General features: G+C 66.9%; 17 protein-coding genes. 5 read left to right on the top strand and 12 right to left on the bottom strand.

Translation table 11 applies throughout. The features are described 5' to 3' along the window. Positions 1-118: 118 nt before the first annotated feature. The 8 genes from MTO91_RS20500 to MTO91_RS20465 all read right to left on the bottom strand — a co-directional run bounded on the left by MTO91_RS20500 (position 119) and on the right by MTO91_RS20465 (position 6,418). Entirely contained in the window at positions 119-916 is a 798-nt protein-coding gene (locus tag MTO91_RS20500; protein ID WP_476652372.1) for a glucose-1-phosphate cytidylyltransferase, read from the bottom strand. Positions 917-1,155: 239 nt separating this feature from the next. After that, positions 1,156-2,046 (bottom strand): sucrase ferredoxin, encoded by an 891-nt coding sequence (locus MTO91_RS20495; protein ID WP_476652371.1) that lies wholly within the window; start codon positions 2,044-2,046, stop codon positions 1,156-1,158. Beyond that, entirely contained in the window at positions 2,043-3,341 is a 1,299-nt protein-coding gene (locus tag MTO91_RS20490; protein WP_476652370.1) for a cupin domain-containing protein, read from the bottom strand. The genes MTO91_RS20495 and MTO91_RS20490 overlap by 4 nt, the downstream gene beginning before the upstream one ends. Then, on the bottom strand, positions 3,331-3,636 hold the full coding sequence (locus MTO91_RS20485; RefSeq protein ID WP_179762003.1) for a hypothetical protein: 306 nt from the start codon (positions 3,634-3,636) through the stop codon (positions 3,331-3,333). Before MTO91_RS20485 ends, MTO91_RS20490 begins: the two co-directional genes overlap by 11 nt. Positions 3,637-3,789: 153 nt before the next feature. Beyond that, a complete protein-coding gene (locus tag MTO91_RS20480) occupies positions 3,790-4,554 on the bottom strand; it encodes a sugar transferase (RefSeq protein ID WP_476652369.1) in 765 nt (254 codons plus the stop codon). Positions 4,555-4,683: 129 nt separating this feature from the next. Then, the gene (locus MTO91_RS20475) at positions 4,684-4,989 is read right to left on the bottom strand and encodes a hypothetical protein (protein ID WP_476652367.1); all 306 of its coding nucleotides are present in this window, start codon (positions 4,987-4,989) and stop codon (positions 4,684-4,686) included. A gap of 234 nt (positions 4,990-5,223) precedes the next feature. Next, positions 5,224-5,865, bottom strand: a complete 642-nt coding sequence (locus MTO91_RS20470; protein ID WP_476652365.1) for a JmjC domain-containing protein — start codon at positions 5,863-5,865, stop codon at positions 5,224-5,226. Between the two features lie 283 nt (positions 5,866-6,148). After that, positions 6,149-6,418 (bottom strand): hypothetical protein, encoded by a 270-nt coding sequence (locus tag MTO91_RS20465; protein ID WP_476652363.1) that lies wholly within the window; start codon positions 6,416-6,418, stop codon positions 6,149-6,151. A gap of 272 nt (positions 6,419-6,690) precedes the next feature. On the opposite strand from MTO91_RS20465, the gene MTO91_RS20460 reads away from it, so the two are divergent. From MTO91_RS20460 to MTO91_RS20440, 5 genes are all read left to right on the top strand, one after another. Continuing rightward, complete coding sequence (locus MTO91_RS20460; RefSeq protein WP_476652362.1) at positions 6,691-8,214, top strand: tyrosine-protein kinase domain-containing protein; 1,524 nt, start codon at positions 6,691-6,693, stop codon at positions 8,212-8,214. 276 nt (positions 8,215-8,490) lie between these two features. Continuing rightward, positions 8,491-9,222, top strand: a complete 732-nt coding sequence (locus MTO91_RS20455) for a glycosyltransferase (protein WP_476652361.1) — start codon at positions 8,491-8,493, stop codon at positions 9,220-9,222. A gap of 54 nt (positions 9,223-9,276) precedes the next feature. After that, on the top strand, positions 9,277-10,899 hold the full coding sequence (gene murJ, locus MTO91_RS20450) for a murein biosynthesis integral membrane protein MurJ (RefSeq protein WP_476652360.1): 1,623 nt from the start codon (positions 9,277-9,279) through the stop codon (positions 10,897-10,899). A gap of 93 nt (positions 10,900-10,992) precedes the next feature. After that, the gene (locus MTO91_RS20445) at positions 10,993-12,435 is read left to right on the top strand and encodes a hypothetical protein (RefSeq protein WP_476652358.1); all 1,443 of its coding nucleotides are present in this window, start codon (positions 10,993-10,995) and stop codon (positions 12,433-12,435) included. 35 nt (positions 12,436-12,470) lie between these two features. Beyond that, on the top strand, positions 12,471-13,559 hold the full coding sequence (locus MTO91_RS20440; RefSeq protein ID WP_476652356.1) for a glycoside hydrolase family 5 protein: 1,089 nt from the start codon (positions 12,471-12,473) through the stop codon (positions 13,557-13,559). A gap of 452 nt (positions 13,560-14,011) precedes the next feature. Here the strand turns inward: MTO91_RS20440 and MTO91_RS20435 are convergent, their stop codons facing one another. The 4 genes from MTO91_RS20435 to MTO91_RS20420 form a co-directional block, all read right to left on the bottom strand. After that, complete coding sequence (locus MTO91_RS20435) at positions 14,012-14,809, bottom strand: transposase family protein (RefSeq protein WP_476654817.1); 798 nt, start codon at positions 14,807-14,809, stop codon at positions 14,012-14,014. Between the two features lie 189 nt (positions 14,810-14,998). Beyond that, a complete protein-coding gene (gene gmd / locus MTO91_RS20430) occupies positions 14,999-16,042 on the bottom strand; it encodes a GDP-mannose 4,6-dehydratase (RefSeq protein WP_476652355.1) in 1,044 nt (347 codons plus the stop codon). A 910-nt stretch (positions 16,043-16,952) separates the two neighbouring features. Beyond that, complete coding sequence (locus MTO91_RS20425) at positions 16,953-18,182, bottom strand: glycosyltransferase (RefSeq protein WP_476652354.1); 1,230 nt, start codon at positions 18,180-18,182, stop codon at positions 16,953-16,955. A 202-nt stretch (positions 18,183-18,384) separates the two neighbouring features. Beyond that, positions 18,385-19,335: a GDP-L-fucose synthase family protein gene (locus tag MTO91_RS20420; protein ID WP_476652353.1), complete on the bottom strand. Its 951-nt coding sequence runs from the start codon at positions 19,333-19,335 to the stop codon at positions 18,385-18,387. Between the last annotated feature and the right edge of the window lie 138 nt (positions 19,336-19,473).

Here is a 19,473-nt window from a genome sequence, read left to right as displayed (position 1 = left end):
ACCCGGTTCCCGTACGCGCTGGGTGTGTCGGTCACGGTCGTCCGTCCGTCGGCGCAGGGTTACGCCGACGACCTCGTCGAGTGGGTGGAAACTGTTACTTCGTCCGTTTCGGGACCGGTCAGGCCCAGACCTTCCAGGGCGCCTCGCCGCGCGCCCACAGGCTGTTGAGGTACTCGAAGTCCTTGAAGGTGTCCATCGCCGACCAGAAGTCCTCGTGGCGGTGCACGTTGAGCTGCCCGTCGCGGGCCAGGCGCTGCAGCGGCTCGTGCTCGAGCCACACGCCGTCGTCGCCGGGCTCGCCGAGGTAAGTGCCGAGGAACTCGCGGCGGAAGGCGAAGTACCCGCCGGAGACGAAGCCGGTCACCTGGGTGGGCTTCTCGTTGAACTCCACGACCCGCTCGCCCTCGACGTTCATCTCGCCGAACTTCGACGTCGGGTGCACCCCGGTGACGGTGCCGATCTTCCCGGACTGCTCGTGCTCCTTGGCCAGGGCGGTGATGTCGACGGTGCCGACGCCGTCGCCGTAGGTGAGGAAGAAGTTCTCGGTGTCGACGTACTGGGCGATCTTCCGGACGCGCGAGCCGGTGGCGGCCTCCAGGCCCGTCTCGGCGAAGGTGATCTCCCAGTCCTCGTCGACGCCGTTGTGGAAGTCGATCCGGTGCCGGTCGGACATGGACAGGGTGAAGTCCGCCGAGCGGGCCCGGTAGTCGAGGAAGTACTCCTTGATCGCCCAGCTCTTGTACCCCAGGCACAGGATGAAGCGCCGGAAGCCGTGCTCCCGGTAGGTCTTCATGATGTGCCAGACGATCGGCCGGTCACCGATCTCGACCATCGCCTTGGGCAGGCTCTCCGATGCCTCGCGGATGCGGGTGCCCTTGCCTCCGCAGAGGATGACGACGGGGGTCTGGGGGTCCATGGGGGGCCTTCCGTTCCTTCGTGGGGAGCGTGGTGGGGCGACGGCGTCGTAGTGGTGCAACCGAACACCACTACCGCACTGTTATCGCCCGCGGGCTGTTCGTCGTCTCACATCGGACGGAACCGGACAGCGGGGATCGGACCGGTCACGACCCGTCCGCAGGTCATCCGGGAACCGCTGTGGACCGGACTGTCGGCCCGTCGTTTCCGTTTCGGAAACGACGGGCCGACCGCCGGACGTCAGGAGCGGGCGTCGACGAGGTCGAAGACCCGGATCCGGCCCGCCGGGCGGGCCGCACACGTCAGCGGCCGGTCCACCTCCACGAACCGTTCCCGCACCTGCACCACGCAGTCCGGGTGGTGGAACGCGACCCGCCAGGACGTGTGCCCGGGGGGTCTCCCGTCGGAGTCGACGTCCGCGACGCCCAGGTCGTCCACCCCGGTCGCGCCGGTGACGGCACGCGCGTGGTGCTGGGCGGCCTGCACGGCGGGCGGCAGCGCGGAGCGCCCCCGCAGCAGACCGGGGACGACGAGCCCGCGGCCGTACTCCCGCACGACGGCGGGCCCGTCGGCCGGGGTCACGCCGCCGTAGGTCAGGCCGTGGGGGAGCAGCACCAGGGCGGGGGCGAACCGGCAGCCGCCGATGTGGCTGCACTCCCAGGTGCCCTCGGGGTCGTCGGCGACGAGCGCGGCGGCGAGCGGCCGACCGCGGACGGCGCAGCAGGCGTCGTGCCGGCCGTGCGCGCAGACCAGCACCAGCGGGTCGGGGTGCGGTTCGCCGTCGGCGTGGACGGCGGCGGCCAGCTCGGCGGGGGAGGACCAGATGCCGGTGCGGACGTCCTCGTGCCCGGGCCGGGCGTCGACGCGGAACCAGCGCCGCCCCGGTCCGACGGCGTCGCGGTCCCGGCGCCCGGGCCGGCGCACGAGCACGACCCGCGCGCCCACCTCCCCGGCCCAGGCCCCGAGCGCCGCCGGGACGGCGGGGTCGAGCCCGGCCAGGGCCTGACGCGGCCACGGCCCGGGGTGCTCGACGAGGAACCAGTGCCGCGCGGGCGGCGCCGTGCCCTCCGCCGGGTCACCGGCCGTCTCGGCGAGCTCGGCGCAGCGCTGGTACTCCCGGGCCGCGGTCACGCCGAGGCCGGGACGAGCACGCCCTCGCGCAGCAGCCGCCGGACGAGGACGATCTGGTCGTCGGCGTCCAGCCCGGGCAGGTCCCCGACGGTGTGCGTTCCGCCGCCGAGCAGGGCCGCCAGAGCGGGTGCGACGACGGCGGGCAGCGTCAGCGTCTTCTCCGCCAGTTCCAGCACGACCCGATCATCACCCGGGACGAGGCGGTGGTGCACCCCGAGACGCCGGCGCACGGTGTCCCCGGGCGCGAGATCGCGGGCGAACGCGGCGGCGGCGACCGGCCGGACCGGCTCCGGGCGCCCGCCGGACCACACCCGGCCCCGGACCCGGCGCGACACGTCCGCGGCGGGGACGCCGGCGACCGCGTCGGTCAGGGCGGCGCGCACGGCCTCGAGGTGCGGGGCGAGCTGCCCCGGGTCGGCCAGGTCGACGCCCAGCGGGAGGCTCGCGCGCAGCCGCTCGTCCGAGGCGACCAGCGCCAGCAGCGACTCCACCAGCGCGTACCGGGTCACCACGTGCACCCCGATCGTCAGGTGCGCCGAGACGTCCCCGAGCGCGGTCGCGGAGTGCAGCCAGCCGCGGGGGAGGTAGAGCACGTCACCGGGTTCGAGGACCCGGTCGATCACGGGCTCGTCGTCGCGGGCGCGGGCGGCGACGGCGTCGCCGTGGTCGCTCCAGGGCTGGCTGCGCAGCGGGTCGGTGTGGACCGGTGCGTGGACGCGCCAGTGCTTCTGCCCGGCCAGCTGCAGCACGAACACGTCGTGCACGTCGTAGTGGGCGGAGAAGCCCTGCGACTGGGGCGGGGTGATGTAGGCGTTCGCCTGCACGGGGTGGCCGAGGTCCTCGGCGAGCGCGGTGCAGAAGTCGATGACGCCGGGCCAGACGCGGTGCAGCGCCTGCAGGACGACGGTGCTGCCGTCGCCGAACAGCGCGGCGACCCTGTCGTCGCGGACCTGGTCGCCGATCTCGGCGCCCACCCCGCCCGGGCCGGTGAAGTCACCCGAGCCGACGACGGACCCGTTGCGGGCCAGCCGCAGGAACGGGGTGCGCAGCCCGCGGCGGGACAGCAGCTCGTCGACGCCGTCGAGGTCGAGCAGGTCGCGGAACGCGCCGGTGTCCGCGCCGGCGCGCAGCAGCGCGCTGGTGCCCCAGTGCCGGGCGCCGAACGTGTCGGTGTCCGAGCCGACCAGCCGCGCGAGGGCGCCGTTCCCGGACGCCGCACGCGCGCCGGCCGGCGCCGGGGTGCCCGCGGGGGGCGATCCGGCACCGGCCGTCGGCTCGCTCAGCTCAGTTCGCACCGCTGTCGGCGCCACCGTCGGCGCCGCCGTCGTGCTGGCCGGGGGTGCCCTGGCCGGCGCCGGAGTCCGCGGGGCCCTCGGCGCCGGAGTCCGCGCCGCCGTCGGCGCCGCCGTCGTGCTGGCCGGGGGTGCCCTGGCCGGCGCCGGAGTCGGCCGGGCCCTCGGCGCCGGAGTCCGCGCCGCCGTCGGCGCCGCCGTCGTGCTGGCCGGGGGTGCCCTGGCCGGCGCCGGAGTCCGCGGGGCCCTCGGGGCCGGAGCCGCTCGAGGTGGTGATGTCGTCGTCGTTCAGAGCCATGGTGGTCTCCTGGGTCGGTCGGGACGGTCGGGGAGCGGCTACCCCACCGGGAGCCAGGCCATGCACGTGCTCGCCCCGGAGAACGACGACGGCGGGGGCGGTCACCGGTGTGGTGTCCGCCCCCGCCGTCGCGGAGGACCTGGGGTCGGGTGGTCAGTAGGCGCCCCCGCCGCGGGTGACCGCACCGGCGGTGCGGGCGAGGATCGACAGGTCGAGCATCGGGGACCAGCGCTGCACGTACTCGGCGTCGAGGCGGATGGACTCGTCCCAGCTCAGGTCGCTGCGGCCGGACACCTGCCACAGGCCGGTCAGGCCGGGCTTGACGGCGAGGCGGCGTGCGGCCAGCGGGCAGTAGGCGTCGACCTCGCGGCGCAGGGCGGGGCGGGGGCCGACGAGGTGCATGGTCCCGGCTACGACGTTGAACAGCTGGGGCAGCTCGTCGAGGGAGTAGCGGCGGAGGACGCAGCCGACGCGGGTGACGCGCGGGTCGTCGCACATCTTGAACAGCGGGCCGGCGCCCTCGTTGCGGGCGGCGAGCGCGGCGAGGCGGGCCTCGGCGTCGACGACCATGGACCGGAACTTGAGCATCCCGAAGTCGCTGCCGTCGCGTCCGACGCGGGTCTGGCGGAAGAACACCGGGCCGCCGTCGAGCTTCACGGCGATCGCGACGGCGAGCATGACCGGGGCGAGCAGCAGGATCAGCAGCAGGGCGACGACGGCGTTGAGCACCGTGTAGGCGCGGCCGGCGGTGCGGCGCGGTGCGGCGGCCGGAACCGCGGTGACGACGGCGAGCTCGACGGTCCGGGTGGCCTCGTCGACGGCGGCGGCCGCGGCCTCGGTGGCCCGGGTGGCCTCGCCGACCGGGTCGGCCGTGGTGCGGGCCTGCCGGATGGTGGTGCGGTGCGCCGGTGCGGTCATCGCGTCGATCCCCCTGTGCGATCCGGGCCCTTCGGCCCTGTTCTCGATCAGGTTGTCGAGATCGAATACCCCCTCATTAACGATCTCGGAGGCAGATCGACAATCTTGACTACGCGCCGTGACCGCCGGTCAGCAGCGGGCGTCGACGAGGTCGAACACCCGGATCCGCCCGGCCCGTCTCGCGGCGCAGGTCAGCGGCCGGTCGACCGGAACGGCCCGCTCCCGCACCACACGCTCCGGCGCGGGTGAAGGTGACCTGCCGGCGGGAGCACCGTTGGCGGTCACCTCGCCGACGCGGAGGTTGACCAGACCGATCGCGCCGGTGGCGAGCGGCGCGCGGTGCTGGGTGACCTGGACCGCGGGCGGCGGCGAGGAACGGCCGCGCAGCTTCCCGTGGACGACGAGCCCCGCGCGTGGTGGCGGACGATCGTGCACGCCTCGCACGGGTCGAGGCCGCCGTAGGTGAGTCAGTGGGGGAGCACCACGGAGGGGGCGGAGCGGTAGCCGCCGATGTGGCTGCACCCCCAGGTGTCGTCGGGGTCGTCGGCGACGCGCGCGGCGGTTAGCGAGTGGCGGCGCGGCAGGCGTCTTGGCGCCCTTGGGGGCAGACGAGGGTGACGCCGGCGTCGTGGCGCTCGCCCTCGGCCGGGACGGCGGCGACGGCATCGGTCAGCGTGGCGCGCACGGCGTCGAGGTGCGGGGCGAGCTGCGCGGGTCGGCGAGGTCGAGGCCGAACGGCAGGCCGGTGCGCAGGCGCTCATCAGAAGCGATGAGGTTCAGGATCGATCCCGCCAGGGCGTAACGGGTGACGACGTGTACGCCGATTGTCAGATGTGCCAATACGTCCCCGAGTGCCGTCGCCGAGTGGAGCCACCCGCGCGGCAGGTGCATCACGTCGCCCGGCTCGAGGCCGCGGTCGATGACCGACTCGTCGTCCCGGGCGCGCGCCGCGACGGCGTCGCCGTGCTGCGCCCACGGCTGGGACCGCAGCGGGTCAACGTGGACGGGCTCGTGAACGCGCCAGTGCTTGCGCCCGGCGAGCTGCAGGACGACGACGTCGTGCACGTCGTCGTGCGCGGAAAAGTCCCGCGACTGCGGGGGAGTGATGTAGGCGCTGGCCAGCACGGGGTGGCCGAGGTCCTCGGCGAGCGCGATGTAGAAGTCGACGACCGCGGGCCACGTGCGGTGCAGGGCCTGCAGAACGACCGAGTTCCCGTCGGCGAACAGCGCGGCGACGCGGTCGTCGCGCACCTGGTCGGCGATCTCCGTCCGGACACCAGCGGGGCCGGTGAAGTCTGTGGAGTCGATCACTGACCCGTTACGCGCGAGCCTCAGCAGCGGAGTCCGCAGTCCCCTGCAGGACAACAGCTCGTCGACCCCGTCGAGACCGAGCAGATCGGCGAACCTTTTGCAATCGGCTGTTGCATGGAACAGTGGCGCAGTGCCCCAGCGCTCCCCAGCAAAGGCATCCGCGTCCGAGCCGACGAGTCGCGCCAGTGCCCACGTGCGCGCCCATGCAGGTGAGGCCCCGACGCCGACTGGCGCCGGAGCCCTCGTACCTGTGGCCCCGGCGACGGTCGTCGGCTCAGCGAACTCACTTCGCACCGCTATCGGCGCCACCGTCCTGCTGTCCCGGGGTGCCGCCGCCGGCCCCCGAGTCCGCCGGCCCCTCGGCCGAGCCGTCGGCCCCGCCGTCGGATTGGCCGGGGGTGCCCTGCCCCGCTCCGGAGTCGGCCGGGCCCTCGGCGCGCGAGTCGGCGCCCCCGTCGTGCTGGCCCGGGGTGCCCTGGCCTGCGCTGGAGTCAGCGGGGCCTTCGGGGCCGGTGGAGCCCGAGGTGGTGATGTCTTCGTCGTTCAGGGCCATCGACGCTCCTCTCTCGATCACATTCCGAGCAACACCCGACTGCCCGGACGCCGCGCTCGGCATCCTCGGCGTCCGGACGACCGCCATCGCGGTGCGTCCGCGGCAAAGCAAGTCGTGCCGCGCGCACCTCGCTCAGGTTTGCCAACGACCGCATGGCGTCGTCGTTGCCGCTCTCGATCTGAGTTCACCAGTCCCTATTTCGACTCAGTCAACGTCTTGTGTGCTGATCGTTCAGTACGGATCAATCGCCGCAACGAGACGGGAGAATCAGGATGTCTGTGACGGACCAGCGAGCATCGCCACCTTCCCCACGGGCTCCTAGACAGGTGCTTCGCGGGATTCTCACCCGATGGCCGGTCGTAGTGATCGCGGTAGTGCTCACCGTCGCTGCAGCCGTCAGCATATGGTTCGTCAGACCGGCTCAGTACACCGCGACCATCCAACTATATGTGTCAGCTCAAGCCGTGGAGAATGCCCAGGCCGCGTACCAGGGCGCGCAGTTATCCGAACAGCGGGTCTCATCGTACGTGGAGTTGGTCAATAGTCCCAGGGTCCTGAACGAGGTGGCGCAGAGCGCTGGTGTACGGACCGATCTGGAGACGCTGTCCAACCAGATTTCTGCATCGACTGCGTCGAACTCGGTCATTATCGACGTAGAAGCTACCGCGACTTCACCGCAGGCGGCCGCTACCATTGCTGACGCAGTGGGAGAAGTGTTTCCCCGCGTGGTGGAGAGCTTGGAGCGTCCCACCAGTCCGACTGGCGTCGCGCCCGTTCTCGTACGAATGGTTCAGCCAGCGGAGCTGCCTCTTGAACCGTCAAGCCTCGGGCTGACCGCAGTGTCGCTGCTGGCACTTGTGCTAGGTCTCATTCTCGGATGCGGTGGCGCCGCTCTGCTCAACTCGCTGGACACCACGATAGCGCAGGGAAGCGAGCTGGCCGAAGTTGCGTCTGCGCCACTCCTCGGAACGCTAACTCGTTCCGGATCTGCAACGAGTGCACCGCTGGTGGTTCACCACGATCCACAATCGATCAACTCCGAAGAGTATCGGCAGCTTCGGACAGCTCTTGGTTTTGTCGACGTGGACAAGCACCACAAACTGCTGGCGTTCACAAGTCCTAACGCCGGCGAGGGTAAGACGACGCTCGTAGCCAATCTCGCCGTTGCCCTCGCCTCGTCCGGTCGGCGTGTGCTGGCTATCGAGGCGGATCTACGGCGCCCGAAACTGGCCGATCTCCTGGGGCTGACAGGCGAGGTTGGCCTGACCACGGTGCTGTCCGGACGAGCACGGCTCGGAGCGGCGATTCAGCAGTGGGGTGGCGGGGGGTTCGATCTTCTAGCCAGCGGTCCTCTGCCACCGAACCCGAGCGAGTTGCTCGGATCTCGGAACATGGCGTCGATTCTGGACGATGTGACCCAGCGGTATGACTACGTACTCATCGACCTGCCACCGACGCTCCCCGTCGCCGACGCGGCGGCGCTAGCAGCCAGGTGCGATGGAACTATTGTCGTGGGTCGCTATAGAAGCACCACATCGATTCAAGTGTCCGAAGCAATTCGGATCCTGCGAGCAGGTGCCTCACCCATTCTGGGCGTCGTGATGACGATGGCGCCCAGTCGCGGGTCCAAGAAGTATGCATCCTACAGTTCCTATGAACCCTCGCAGACTGCCGGTGGTCGCCCCTTGGACGAACAGAGTGCCGCGTCCCGGCCGTTGCGTGCCAGCGACATTTCAGCGGCTGAGCCGACGCGACGGATTGATGTACCGGGCGGCCGATCCCGCGATGGAGTTTGACGACAGCTTCGCCTGTAATCGTCGAAATGCGAGTTGAGACCTCAGAGGTAGGATCTTCAAGTGACTGTACTTCTAGTTGCGAGTGGTGGCGGCCATCTCAAGCAACTCCACACATTGAAACCTCGATTACCATTTAACCAAGATTTTGTGTGGGCTACACCCCGAAACTCGTTGAGTAGTTCCTTGCTTGAGCAAGAAGAAGCGATCTGGCTGCGGTACAACGGACCACGTTCAGTTCTTGGGGTCTTACGCAACTCGGTCCGTCTGCTGCGTCACGTGAAGCGACTGCGAAATCTTCAAGCTGTAGTGACCACAGGCGCGAATCATGGTCTGGCTGCCTATCCGTTGGCCCTCCTGTTACGGGTACCGTTCTACTTCATCGAGACAGCAGCCCGAGTCGATGCGCCGTCGCTTACTGGGAAGATTGCGCAGCGCCTGCCGCGAGCCCGGTGCTTCATGCAGTACCCGCATCGAGAGGATGAGAATTGGTCGTATGCGGGATCAGTCTTCGAATCCTTTCGTCCAAGTCCGAAGGTTGAGCCGGATGCATCGGCGAATGCTGTCGTTTCCGTAGGCGCGATGGAGGACGTAGGATTCAGGCGGATGATCGAGCAATGCCATGAGTCCATTCCCGACCACTATGAGGTGACCTGGCAGGTGGGTCCAACCGAGGTCGCGGACCTGGACATCGAAGCAGTCGAGTTCATGTCTGCGGATTCTCAGGCCAATGCAATCGACAGAGCATCTGTCGTTCTCTCCCACGCCGGAGTCGGATCGATCGTCACGATCCTGCAGGCGGGTAAGGTCCCAGTTCTTTTTCCCCGCTACGAAGAGCTCGGTGAACATGTCGACAATCATCAGCACCAGATTGCGAGACATCTCGAAGGTCTGGGTCTGGCTGTAGTGGTGTGGCGCGACCAGCGGTTGACCCAGGAAATCATCGATGACGCTGCCAGTCGCAGGGTCGAGCTGGACTCGCTGCGTGCGCCAAAACTGCTTCTCAGATAGTTCGCAGCCCCGTAAGTCAGTTGTATCGAGGTATCTGTATCGAGGTGATGTGCGATGACCAGGGCCGATGCGATTCCCGATAGTCCTGGTGCTGCTGTCAAGCGCAGCGCGAACGTGGCGATGTGGACGTTCGTCAGTCGCGCGACTGGACTGGTCAAGGTCGGCGTCATAGCGGCGGTTCTCGGTCCCACGTTCTTCGGGAACATCTACCAGTCCACCAACATGCTGCCGAACATCACGTTCGAGCTCTTAATAGGGCCCTTGTTCGCGTCGCTACTCGTGCCGGCCATCGTTTCGTACGCCGACAACGGCGACAAGAACGCGGTCCTGCGTATCGTGGGTGGATTTCTCGGCATCGTACTCCTGGTGTTCTCGGTACTCTGCGTTGTGGTCGCTCTGTTGGCGCCGCATATCATCACGTTGTTGACGGTAGGGGTGCAGGACGGATCGGTGGTGGCATCGCAGCGTCACGTCGGGGTGGTCTTCATCGCCCTGTTCATTCCGCAGCTGGTCTTCTACGCACTGATCGGGTGCTCTGTCGCGATCCAGCAAGCTCACGGTTCGTTCTCGCTGGCTGCCGCAGCCCCCAGTATTGAAAACATCGGTATCGCAGCAGTACTACTGAGCTACGCCCTCGTCTTCGGAGTGTCGACCGATGTGGGCAATGTGCGTCTCGGGGAGATTCTTTGGCTGGGTGTGGGAACAACCAGCGCTGTCCTGCTGCACGCAGCCGTTCAATGGTTCGGGGCTCTACGTGTCGGTGTCCGGCTGATTCCGAACTGGGGGGTGCGCGACCCCGAGGTTCGACAGATCTTGAAGCTTGCGGTCCCGACCGGTGGCCTCGCTGCGGCGAACTCCGTACGGACATTTGCGATTCTGGCGTTCGCTTCCAGTGTTCCCGGTGGCGTCGTCGCATTCCAACTGGCGTACAACTTCTACACGCTGCTCGACGCTCTCGTGGGCCGGCCTATCGCTCAGACATTCCTGCCACTTCTTTCGCGCCTCCACGCCGGAGGTGACAGAAAGCAATTTCGCACACAGGTTCTCGGGGCCGTAAGGTTATGCACCTTTGTGGGACTTCCAGTTGCAACCGCCTATTTTGCGATGGCAGACCCCATCGCGCGTGTGGTGAGCTTCGGCGAGATGGCAGATCAGCGCGGATTCTCGTTGACAGCGGAGGGGCTCTCTGGGCTGGCTGCTGGAAGCCTGGCGACAGCTGTACTGGTAATCCTTCTCCATGCGTCGTACGCGCGTCGGATCGCTTATGTTCCAACGGTTGCAATGGCGTCCAGAGCGCTGTTGTTCTTGGCGGTGATGTGGTGGTGGAGCCACGTCGAAGGTCCACCGTCATTGTTCGTGCTGGGTCTGGCTATTTCGATTACGGATGTGTTCGCCAGCTTGGTGATCTACGTTGCGCTTGCAGCGGGGCGAGGCAAGCTCTCGTTCCGACCCGTCTGGGACGGCCTCTACTTCATTTTTACCGCGGTGGCCTGCTTCGCGGTGGGGCGGTTCTTCTCCCAGTTCAATCCCTTTGGCTCATCGTGGTGGACTGGTGTCACTCAGGTAGTCGTCGGCGGAACCCTGTCTTTAATCGTGTACGGTCTCTTGCATCGTGCTGTGCCGTCCGTAGCATTCAGTTCCATTATCGGAGAGTTCCGCTCGAAGAAGAATTCATGATTACTGTACCCGACTATTCTGAGATGCACGATTCGGGAGTGGGGTGAGTTCTCAGTGAGGAGTAATTCAGTAGGACGCGGGTTGGTTCTACTGGTGGGCGCATTGGCCATAATGCTCGGCGCGATTGTGGCTGTGTCTCCCGTCGCTGCAGTTGGTCTTATTCTATTCGCCGCGATTCAGGTCAGCATTGTGACTCACCGCGCATCCGCCGCGTACATCTATGCTGCAATTTTTCCGCTGACCGTCGGGATCGATCGTGGTGCCGCACTAGCAGTTCTGCGTCCGAACGAGGCCCTCCTTCTCGTGCTCTGGATCGCGCTCATCATCTCATTCCTAGCGAAGGGTGAACTGCCTCGCCCCATGGGCGGGATCCAGAAGGCGGACGTTGCGTTCTTTGCGCTCGCGGTGATGGGTTCCTTCTACAGTCTGGGCGGGATGTACTTCAGGGGAGTCGCGATCTCTTCGGACGACGTCGTGTATTCGGTCGTACTCTGGAAGCTGTTCGCTGTCTACCTCCTGGGTCGAGTGGCTCTGAGGGAGCGCACAGAGTTCGTTTGCACTGCGAAGATTATTGTCGGGGTGGCGCTCATCGTCAGCCTGGTCGGCTTTGCGCAGGTGTCCGGTGTCGGCAGCGTGGTGTCGATTCTGTCGAGTGTGTGGTCGGACGCAGACCCGTTGTCTGATGGAGCATCGGAACTTCGCGCGTCGTCCACCATCGGCGCGCCCATTCCTTTCGCAGACTTCATGGCAGTGAGCTCGATTCTGGCGTTTACCTTCTCGTCCTTCTACGGATCGAGGTTGGGAAAGCTGTTCGCTCGCGGTGCAGCCGTGCTTTTCGCCGTCGGCTGCCTAGCTTCGGGGCAGGTGTCGGGAGTGTTGGCTTTGGCACTGATGATTCTTGCTTTGGGGGCTTTCACGGGTCAGTTCTTGCGATACCTGGCTATCTTGATGGGCGTTGGGCTGGTTGCGTCTTTTGCCTTAGGTTCGGTGATCAGCGCCCGGATCGACCAGATCGACACACGAACTGGTCTGCCGGCAGCGTGGACCGGAACGAACGGGCGGTTGGCCAACCTTGAGAACTTTGTCCTGCCGCGTATCGCCGAAGGTAGCAATCTGCTGTTCGGAGTGAGGACGTCGTCGAGGATCGCGGCCACTGAGACTTGGCGTGAATGGATCTACATCGAAAGTGGATACGCATTGCTCGTCTGGGTCGGTGGAGTACCGATGTTGCTGGTCTTTGCCGCGCTTCTATGGGAGCTGGCGCGTTGCTCGAACGTCCTGCTGCATCGGGAGGGATTGAGCAGGGCATTCGGCCAAGCTTGTGCGACAGTCGTAACCCTGTTGGGCATCCTCATGATCTTCGATCCACATTTGACTTATCGTGGTTCGTCAGATCTTATCGGGATCGTCTTGGCGATGAGTGTGTCATGTGCTGCGTCAATGGCTGGCTTGAAGGATCAGTCGGAAGAGGAGACAAGTTCGGTGAACTTCGGATTGAGCTTGGCTGATGCCGGTCACGCCTCTGGGACTCGGTAGTGCGGCTGAACAGGCGCAAGGCTATTCTTCTCGGCATGGCGGGAGCACTCGGAATCGGTGTTTCCGGAGGTGCGTTCTGGGCGTCGCCGGCGAGCGTCGACCACCGGACGTTCGGTATCAACGTGGCGGGCGCCGAGTTCGGGTCGGACGAGAATGTTCCGGGCATGTTGAACGAAGATTACCGCTATCCGTCGGACGACTACATTGCGGCATTGTCGGAGCGCGGATACAGGTTGTTTCGGATCCCGTTCCGATGGGAGCGGGTTCAGCAAGGTCTTGGTGGACCGCTCAACAGAGAGAATGTAGACGAAGTTGCGCGCGTTCTTTCGGCTTGCGAGTCAAATGGCACGAAAGTTATTCTGGACTTGCATAACTACGGTCGCTACGTGCAGGATGGGGGTGAAAAGCTAAGGCTGGGTGACGGAGTTTCGGTCGACAATTTCATGCAGTTTTGGCGGACTTTCTCGGCCGAGTTCGACGTCTTTGATTCGGTATTGGGGTGGGGCTTGATGAACGAGCCACACGGCTTGTCCGAGGAGAACGCGAACTCGGACTCCAGTCATAGTCATGATGAAGGCGCTAGAATCTGGCGCAACTATTCGCAGGCCGCGGTAGATTCCATACGTGCAGCAGGCTCTCGGCGGGCAATCTTCGTCTCCGGATACCACTGGGCTAACTTGTCCGGATGGAATCGGTTCAATCCGAAGCCATGGATCAGTGATGCTATGGATGGTGTGATTTACGAAGCACACTACTACTTCACTCCGACGAACTCGGGAAAGTTCGAATCGGTGCAACTGGCGGATCTGGATTCCGTCGATCGAGGGTACGTTGACCTGGCCGACCGTGTGCGGCGTGAGATCGAAGATTTTCGAGTATGGCTGAGCGATAACAAGTGCTTAGGCTACATTGGGGAATGTGGTTGGCCGGCGGACGGGGTCGATGCTGAGCTGTGGGCGAGTATAGGAGAACTGGCGTTGGACCGCTTTGCGGCTTCAGGAATAGGCGCCGCGTATTGGGCTACCGGTTCGTTATGGAGCGAAAGGTATCGCTTGCAGCCATATTCCAAGACGATTCCATTGGATGCGGGTCCGCAGGCTCGCGTGGTCGAGAAGCACCTCTAGTGCGTTCGCCTACTATGATCTGAGGTCGATTCTGCTGCAACGAGATGGCTTCCTGAAGGCGCACTTGTCGCTCCGGTGGACCCGCGGTGAGCATGGATCCAGTCCTGCCGGCGTGCCCAGCGTCGAGGATGGATACGATCAGAACCTCGACAATGGGGCGCATGGTGATCGGGCTCGACAGAACATCTGCGCCAGTCGCTCGAGATCCGTGGTCGTTGACTGCCGCTGCGAAGTGGATGTCGTCGACGGACTACTGGCTGCTGCTCGTGTTCGCTGCGGGGAACGCCGGGCGCGGATGCTTTAGTTCTGCCATCAGATCCGTCGGTTAGGGTGTCAGTTCCTGCGTGCGCTGGGGGCAGGCACTCCGGTGATGCGAGAGCCGCGTAGGGCAGGGCCGCTGCGAGAGCGGTAATCGGCCCGATGCGGCCGGCAATGAGCCTTTGCCAACCTGATCATCCGTTGGCGATCATGAGGGTCTGAACTGCGGCGACGAGCTCGGCGGCCCGGGTCGGGCAGGATCTGATCTTGCGCAGAACCTTCCAGTTCTTCAGCTCGGCGTTGACCCGCTCACCCGGCCCGCGTCGGCGGGCGTGTGCGGCGTTGACCTCCCTCTGGTTGCGCGACAGGCGCCGGTAGCGCCCGGTGTCCGGGTCGATGCGCCGACGCCGCTGCGGCACGGCCACCATCGGACCGGCGCCTTGGTAGGCGGTGTCGGCGACCGCGGGGATCTCATGCGCGGTCAGCGCCTCGATGATCCCGTGGTCGCGGGCGGCTCCCATGTCGTGCCGCGCGCCAGGCAGCGGCGGGGAGATCCACACCAGCCTGCCGACCGGGTCGGCGATGACCTGCACGTTCAGCCCGTGGGCCTTGTGCTTGCCGCTGTAGTAGGGGCGGTCTCGGCCGGACGCCATGCCGACCCGGTCGATCCGCAGCAGGCTGCCGTCGACGATCACGAACGCCTTGCGTGAGGCGACCTCGATCGCCTGCTCCAGCGTCGGGGCCATCGCCGCGAGCAGGGCGAGCGCTTCGCGCACGTAGCGGTAGACCGTTGACGTGCCGATCTCGAACCCGCAGGCCAGGTCGGCATAGGTCTCGCCCTTGCGCAGATAGGCCACCACCAGCAGGGCCTGGCGGCCGGCGGAGAGCTTGCGCCAGCGTGTAGCCCGCTGGTTGCGGTGCGCGCGCAGCGCGTCGGCGAGCAGGCCGAGCGCGCGGCTGGACACGGTCATCCCGGACGGGTAAGACAACACTCTGAAGCTCCTGGTCAGGCGGATTGATCTAGGCAATCGCCCGTCTACCAGGAGCTTCACCCTTTCGAGGTCACGCCACGCCGCACGCCAGCTGACCTGCTCGTCCATCAGGTTGGCAAAGGCTCAATGAGATGAACGATCCGGACGTCGAGCTCGTTGCGGGCCCGCACCGCCGAGCCGATGCGACGACTATCGAGCGTCCGTGCTCCTCACCAGGGAGCCGCCCTGCTTCTCGAGCTCGAGCTCGGCGTCCACCATGATCTTGGCGAGTTTGGGCGGGAGAACCTTGGGCTTCCATCTAAGGATCCTCTCGGCCTTACTCGCGTCACCGATGAGCGCGTCGACCTCGGTGGGGCGAAGGTAGGACTTGTCGAACTTGACGTAGTCCTGCCAGTCGAGGTTGACGTGGTCGAAGCAGAACTGTGCGAAGTCACGCACGGTGTAGGCCGTACCGGTGGCGAGCACGTAGTCGGTGGGCTCATCGGCCTGCAGCATCCGCCACATACCTTCCACGTACTCCGGTGCGTAGCCCCAGTCGCGTACCGCGTCGAGGTTACCGAGATAGACATCCTTATCGATACCAAGCGCGATACGGGCGGCAGCGCGGGCGATCTTGCGGGTCACGAAGGTCTCGCCGCGGCGGGGGGACTCGTGGTTGAACAGAATCCCGTTCACCGAGAAGAGGTTATGGCCCTCGCGGTAGTTCCGGGCGATCCAGTATCCGTAGAGCTTAGCCGCGCCGTATGGGGAGCGCGGGTAGAACAGCGTGTCCTCGTTCTGCGGCGGGGGGGTCGCACCGAACATCTCGGAGGACGAGGCCTGGTAGAAGCGGCAGTCCACCCCTACCATGCGGATGGCCTCGAGGAGCCGGGTCGTACCCACGCCGGTCGTGTTGCCGGTGTACTCGGGCTCGTCGAACGAGACGCGCACGTGGGATTGAGCGCCCAGGTGGTAGACCTCGTCGGGGTGGATCTTGTCGAGTAGCGTCACCAGGCGAGAAGAATCCGTGAGGTCGCCGTAGTGCAGGAACAAACGGGCCTCGGGGTCGTGCGGATCCTGGTATAGGTGGTCGATGCGGCCGGTGTTGAACGTCGACGCGCGGCGGATGAGGCCGTGGACCTCGTAACCCTTGGACAGCAGTAGTTCGGCGAGGTAGGAGCCGTCCTGCCCGGTGATGCCGGTGATGAGAGCACGCTTGGCACGGGTGTCTGGTGCGGTCGACGCCTCTGTCATCAGTCTTCCCCCAGGGAGCGGTGGTGGGTGGCCTTCCGCTGCGTCGTCGCAGGAGTGGCCGATCGGTGCCGGAACGATAGCGTCTCGCTAAGTTGCTGCCGAGTCCGCGCGGGGCGCGGAAGCGGTCCGGTTCGCTAGCGGTGTCGTGCCGCGCTGTCGGGGTGTTACCCGTCGCCCGGATGCCGCGCCAGCTACCGTGGGCCCGGTACGCGTCGAGCCCGGCCGTCGCATCGACGACGTCGCGAAAGGCTCGGAGCCGGCCGGGAAAGTCTTCCGGCCGCCAGGCGTCGAGACCTGCCGCCGGGCCGGCCGGTGGCTGGTACAGCGCGTAGCGGATGGCGCTGAGCGCGCCGGAGTTGACGAACGACCTGTCGCGCGTGAACTGGGCCCGCCACTCGCCGAGGATCTCCGAACCCGGGAGCAGACCGGTCGGGAGCGTCGGTCAGTCGGCGCCCGGCGGAGGCGAGTACAGGGCCTCCTTGATCTCCTGTTGATCCTGCGTGAGTCCCGCCGCGCCGAGGTCGGGTCGGCACCGGACCGGTCGTTGATCAGGCCGTCGCAGAGACATCGCGGAGCCGGATCGAGGCCACAGGTCGCTTCGCAGCCGAGGGGAACCTCGCCGTCCACCGGGCCGGCGTGGGGAGTGCCAGCGCGAACCGGATGGACGGCTCGATCTTGCCCGTGACCGCGCAGTGGGCGGGCGTCACGCCTGTAGCAGGCTCCATCCTTGCCGAGTCGACCGTGGCTCGGATCCCCTCAGGCAGATCCGCAGGCATCTCCGTGGCCGTGCAGCGCGCCGCGAAGCCGCCGTCGACGTTCGTCCCGACCGCAGTGCACCCGGTGACGGCCAGCAGGCACAGACCGAGAAGCAGAGCGGTCGCCCGCCGTGAACCTGTCGATCGGGAAGCCGTCACGAACGCTGCCGTGCGGCGAGACCCTCTACCCAGTCGACGTACTCGGCGAGCGCCGTCGCCGAGGAACACATTTCCTGCGCATAGCCGGGACCGCGGCCGCCTGCCTCACGCCCCGCGTCCCCGGCCATCCGCGTGATGCCCTCCAGCAACTGGACGGGTGCATCGGGCTCGACGACGACGCCGGCCCCGGAGGCGCGCACCTCCCTGGCCGCCGGGCTGTCGGTGTAGGTGGCGGCGACGACGGGGCGACCGGTCGCGAAATAGCTGGTGAGCTTGCTCGGCACGCACATCTCGCGGACCGTTCCCCGCTCGTTGAGCACCAGGACGTCAGCGGCAGCGAGGGCGGTGACGAAGTCCCCCTCGGGCAAGGGATCGACGAAGCGGATGCGGTTGCACCCGGCAGCAGACTCCTGCAGATGTGAACGCTGATTGCCGTCGCCCAGGAGCACGAACTCGACGGGAAGGTCGTCACTCTCGGCGTGCCGGGCGGCAGCGATCACGTTCTCCAGCCCCTGCTTTGCCCCCATGTTCCCGGCATGCAGCGCGACGGTGCGGCCCGTGGGCCAGTCGAGGCGATCGCGTAGCGCGTCGGTATCGCCCGCGGCGCCTGGCCGGATATGGGTCCAGTTGCGGATGATCGTCGTGCGATCGGCGGGGATCCCGTAGCGCTCGAGAGCCGGACGGAACGCCTCGTGGACGGCGACGATACCGTCGGCATGCGACAGGAGCGCCCTCTCCAGTCGGGCGACCGCAGCGCCGGCGCGCCCGCCCAGGACGCCCGCCTCGGCCACCGCGGATCCGTAGAGGTCCTGCACGATTACTCCGAGGGCGGGGCGGCGTCGGTGCGCGACGCGGTGGCGGACGGCCGCTGCCACCGTTAGGAGCGCAGGGCTGACCGCCAGCACGACGTCAGGAGTGCGGTGGGAGACAGCGGCAGCGGCGGCGGCGAACCGGGCCTCCATCAGGATCCGCCCGACGCCCGTCGGATCGACCGGAACGGGATGGCGGACTCGGGTAACCCGCACCGCGCCGTCCCACTCCTCATGCCGTCGGGAGTGCCCGTATCCGTCGTGGACGGTCCATTGCGGATAGTGGGGGAGCCCGGTCACCACGTGGACGGAGTGACCGGCGGCAGCAAGAGCGCGCGCGGTGTCCCGCGTGTAGGGAGCGATTCCGGTGTGCTCCGGCGCGTAGTTGAGTCCGAGCACGAGGATGTCGAGGCTCATGTGGCAACTCCCTGGACGGTCCGGTCAGGCAGGACGGGCCCCGTGAGGCTCGTTGCTCCGGTTCTCAATGTTCGATTGCTATGGCCGTCGTTGCGCATCCGCGCGCTGTTATCCCACCATCGTGGTCGCAGCGGTGCCGGGCGGTCGGCGTCCATCGATGACACTGGAGGCTGGCAGCCCCGATCGCCACAGCCGAGATCGGTCAGCCCTCGAGACGGGCCTCGGTGCGGTGGTCGACGAACCAGCGGTAGGTGGCCGCGATGCCGTCGCGCAGGTCGATGGTGGGCTTCCAGCCGAGGTCGGTGATGCGGCTGGTGTCGAGGAGCTTGCGGGGGGTGCCGTCGGGCTTGGTGGTGTCCTGCACGATCTCGCCGGTGAAGCCGACGACGTCGGCGACGATGCCAGCGAGTTCGCGGATGGTGATGTCGGTGCCGACGCCGACGTTGATGGTCTGCGGGTCGTCGTAGTGGTCGAGCAGGTGGATGATCGCGCGGCCGAGGTCGTCGGCGTGGAGGAACTCGCGGCGCGGGGTGCCGGTGCCCCACAGCACGACCTCGCGGGCGTCGGTCTGCACTGCCTCGTGGAAGCGGCGGATCAGCGCGGGCAGGACGTGGCTGTGGTCGGGGTGAAAGTTGTCGCCGGGACCGTAGAGGTTGGTAGGCATGGCGGAGATCCAGGGCAGGCCGTCCTGGCGGCGGACGGACTGGACGGCCATGATGCCGGCGATCTTGGCGACGGCGTAGGCGTCGTTGGTGGGTTCGAGGGCGCCGGTGAGCAGGGAGTCCTCGCGGATGGGCTGCTCGGCGAACTTGGGGTAGATGCAGGAGGAGCCCAGGAACAGCAGGCGCCCGACGCCGGCGGCGCGGGCGGCGTCGGTGACGTTGGTCTGGATCTGGAGGTTCTCCGACAGGAAGTCGGCGGGGTAGGTGTTGTTGGCGACGATGCCGCCGACCTTGGCCGCGGCGAGGACGAGGGCGTCGGGGCGCTGTTCGAGCAGGTGGTCGAACACGGCGGTGCGGTCGCGCAGGTCGACCTCGCTGCTGGTGGCGCCGACGACGTCGGTGAACCCGGCGCTCTCGGCGGCGCGCACGACCGCGGAGCCGGCCAAGCCGCGCCTGCCTGCGACGTAGAGACGTGCGGTGCGTTCCAGCATGGTGTGGGTCCTCCGGGAGAGGTGCGTGCCCGGGCTCACCGGGATCCGTTGATGGGGTCGATCGTGCCGTCCGTCGCGTTTCGCGGCGTGGGGGATCTCATGAGACACCAGTGACGGCCGGCTGCAATCCGAGGCTCG

The sequence above is a fragment of the Pseudonocardia sp. 2-7 genome (genome assembly GCF_056341085.1).
This window is presented reverse-complemented; position numbering and strand designations above follow the sequence as displayed.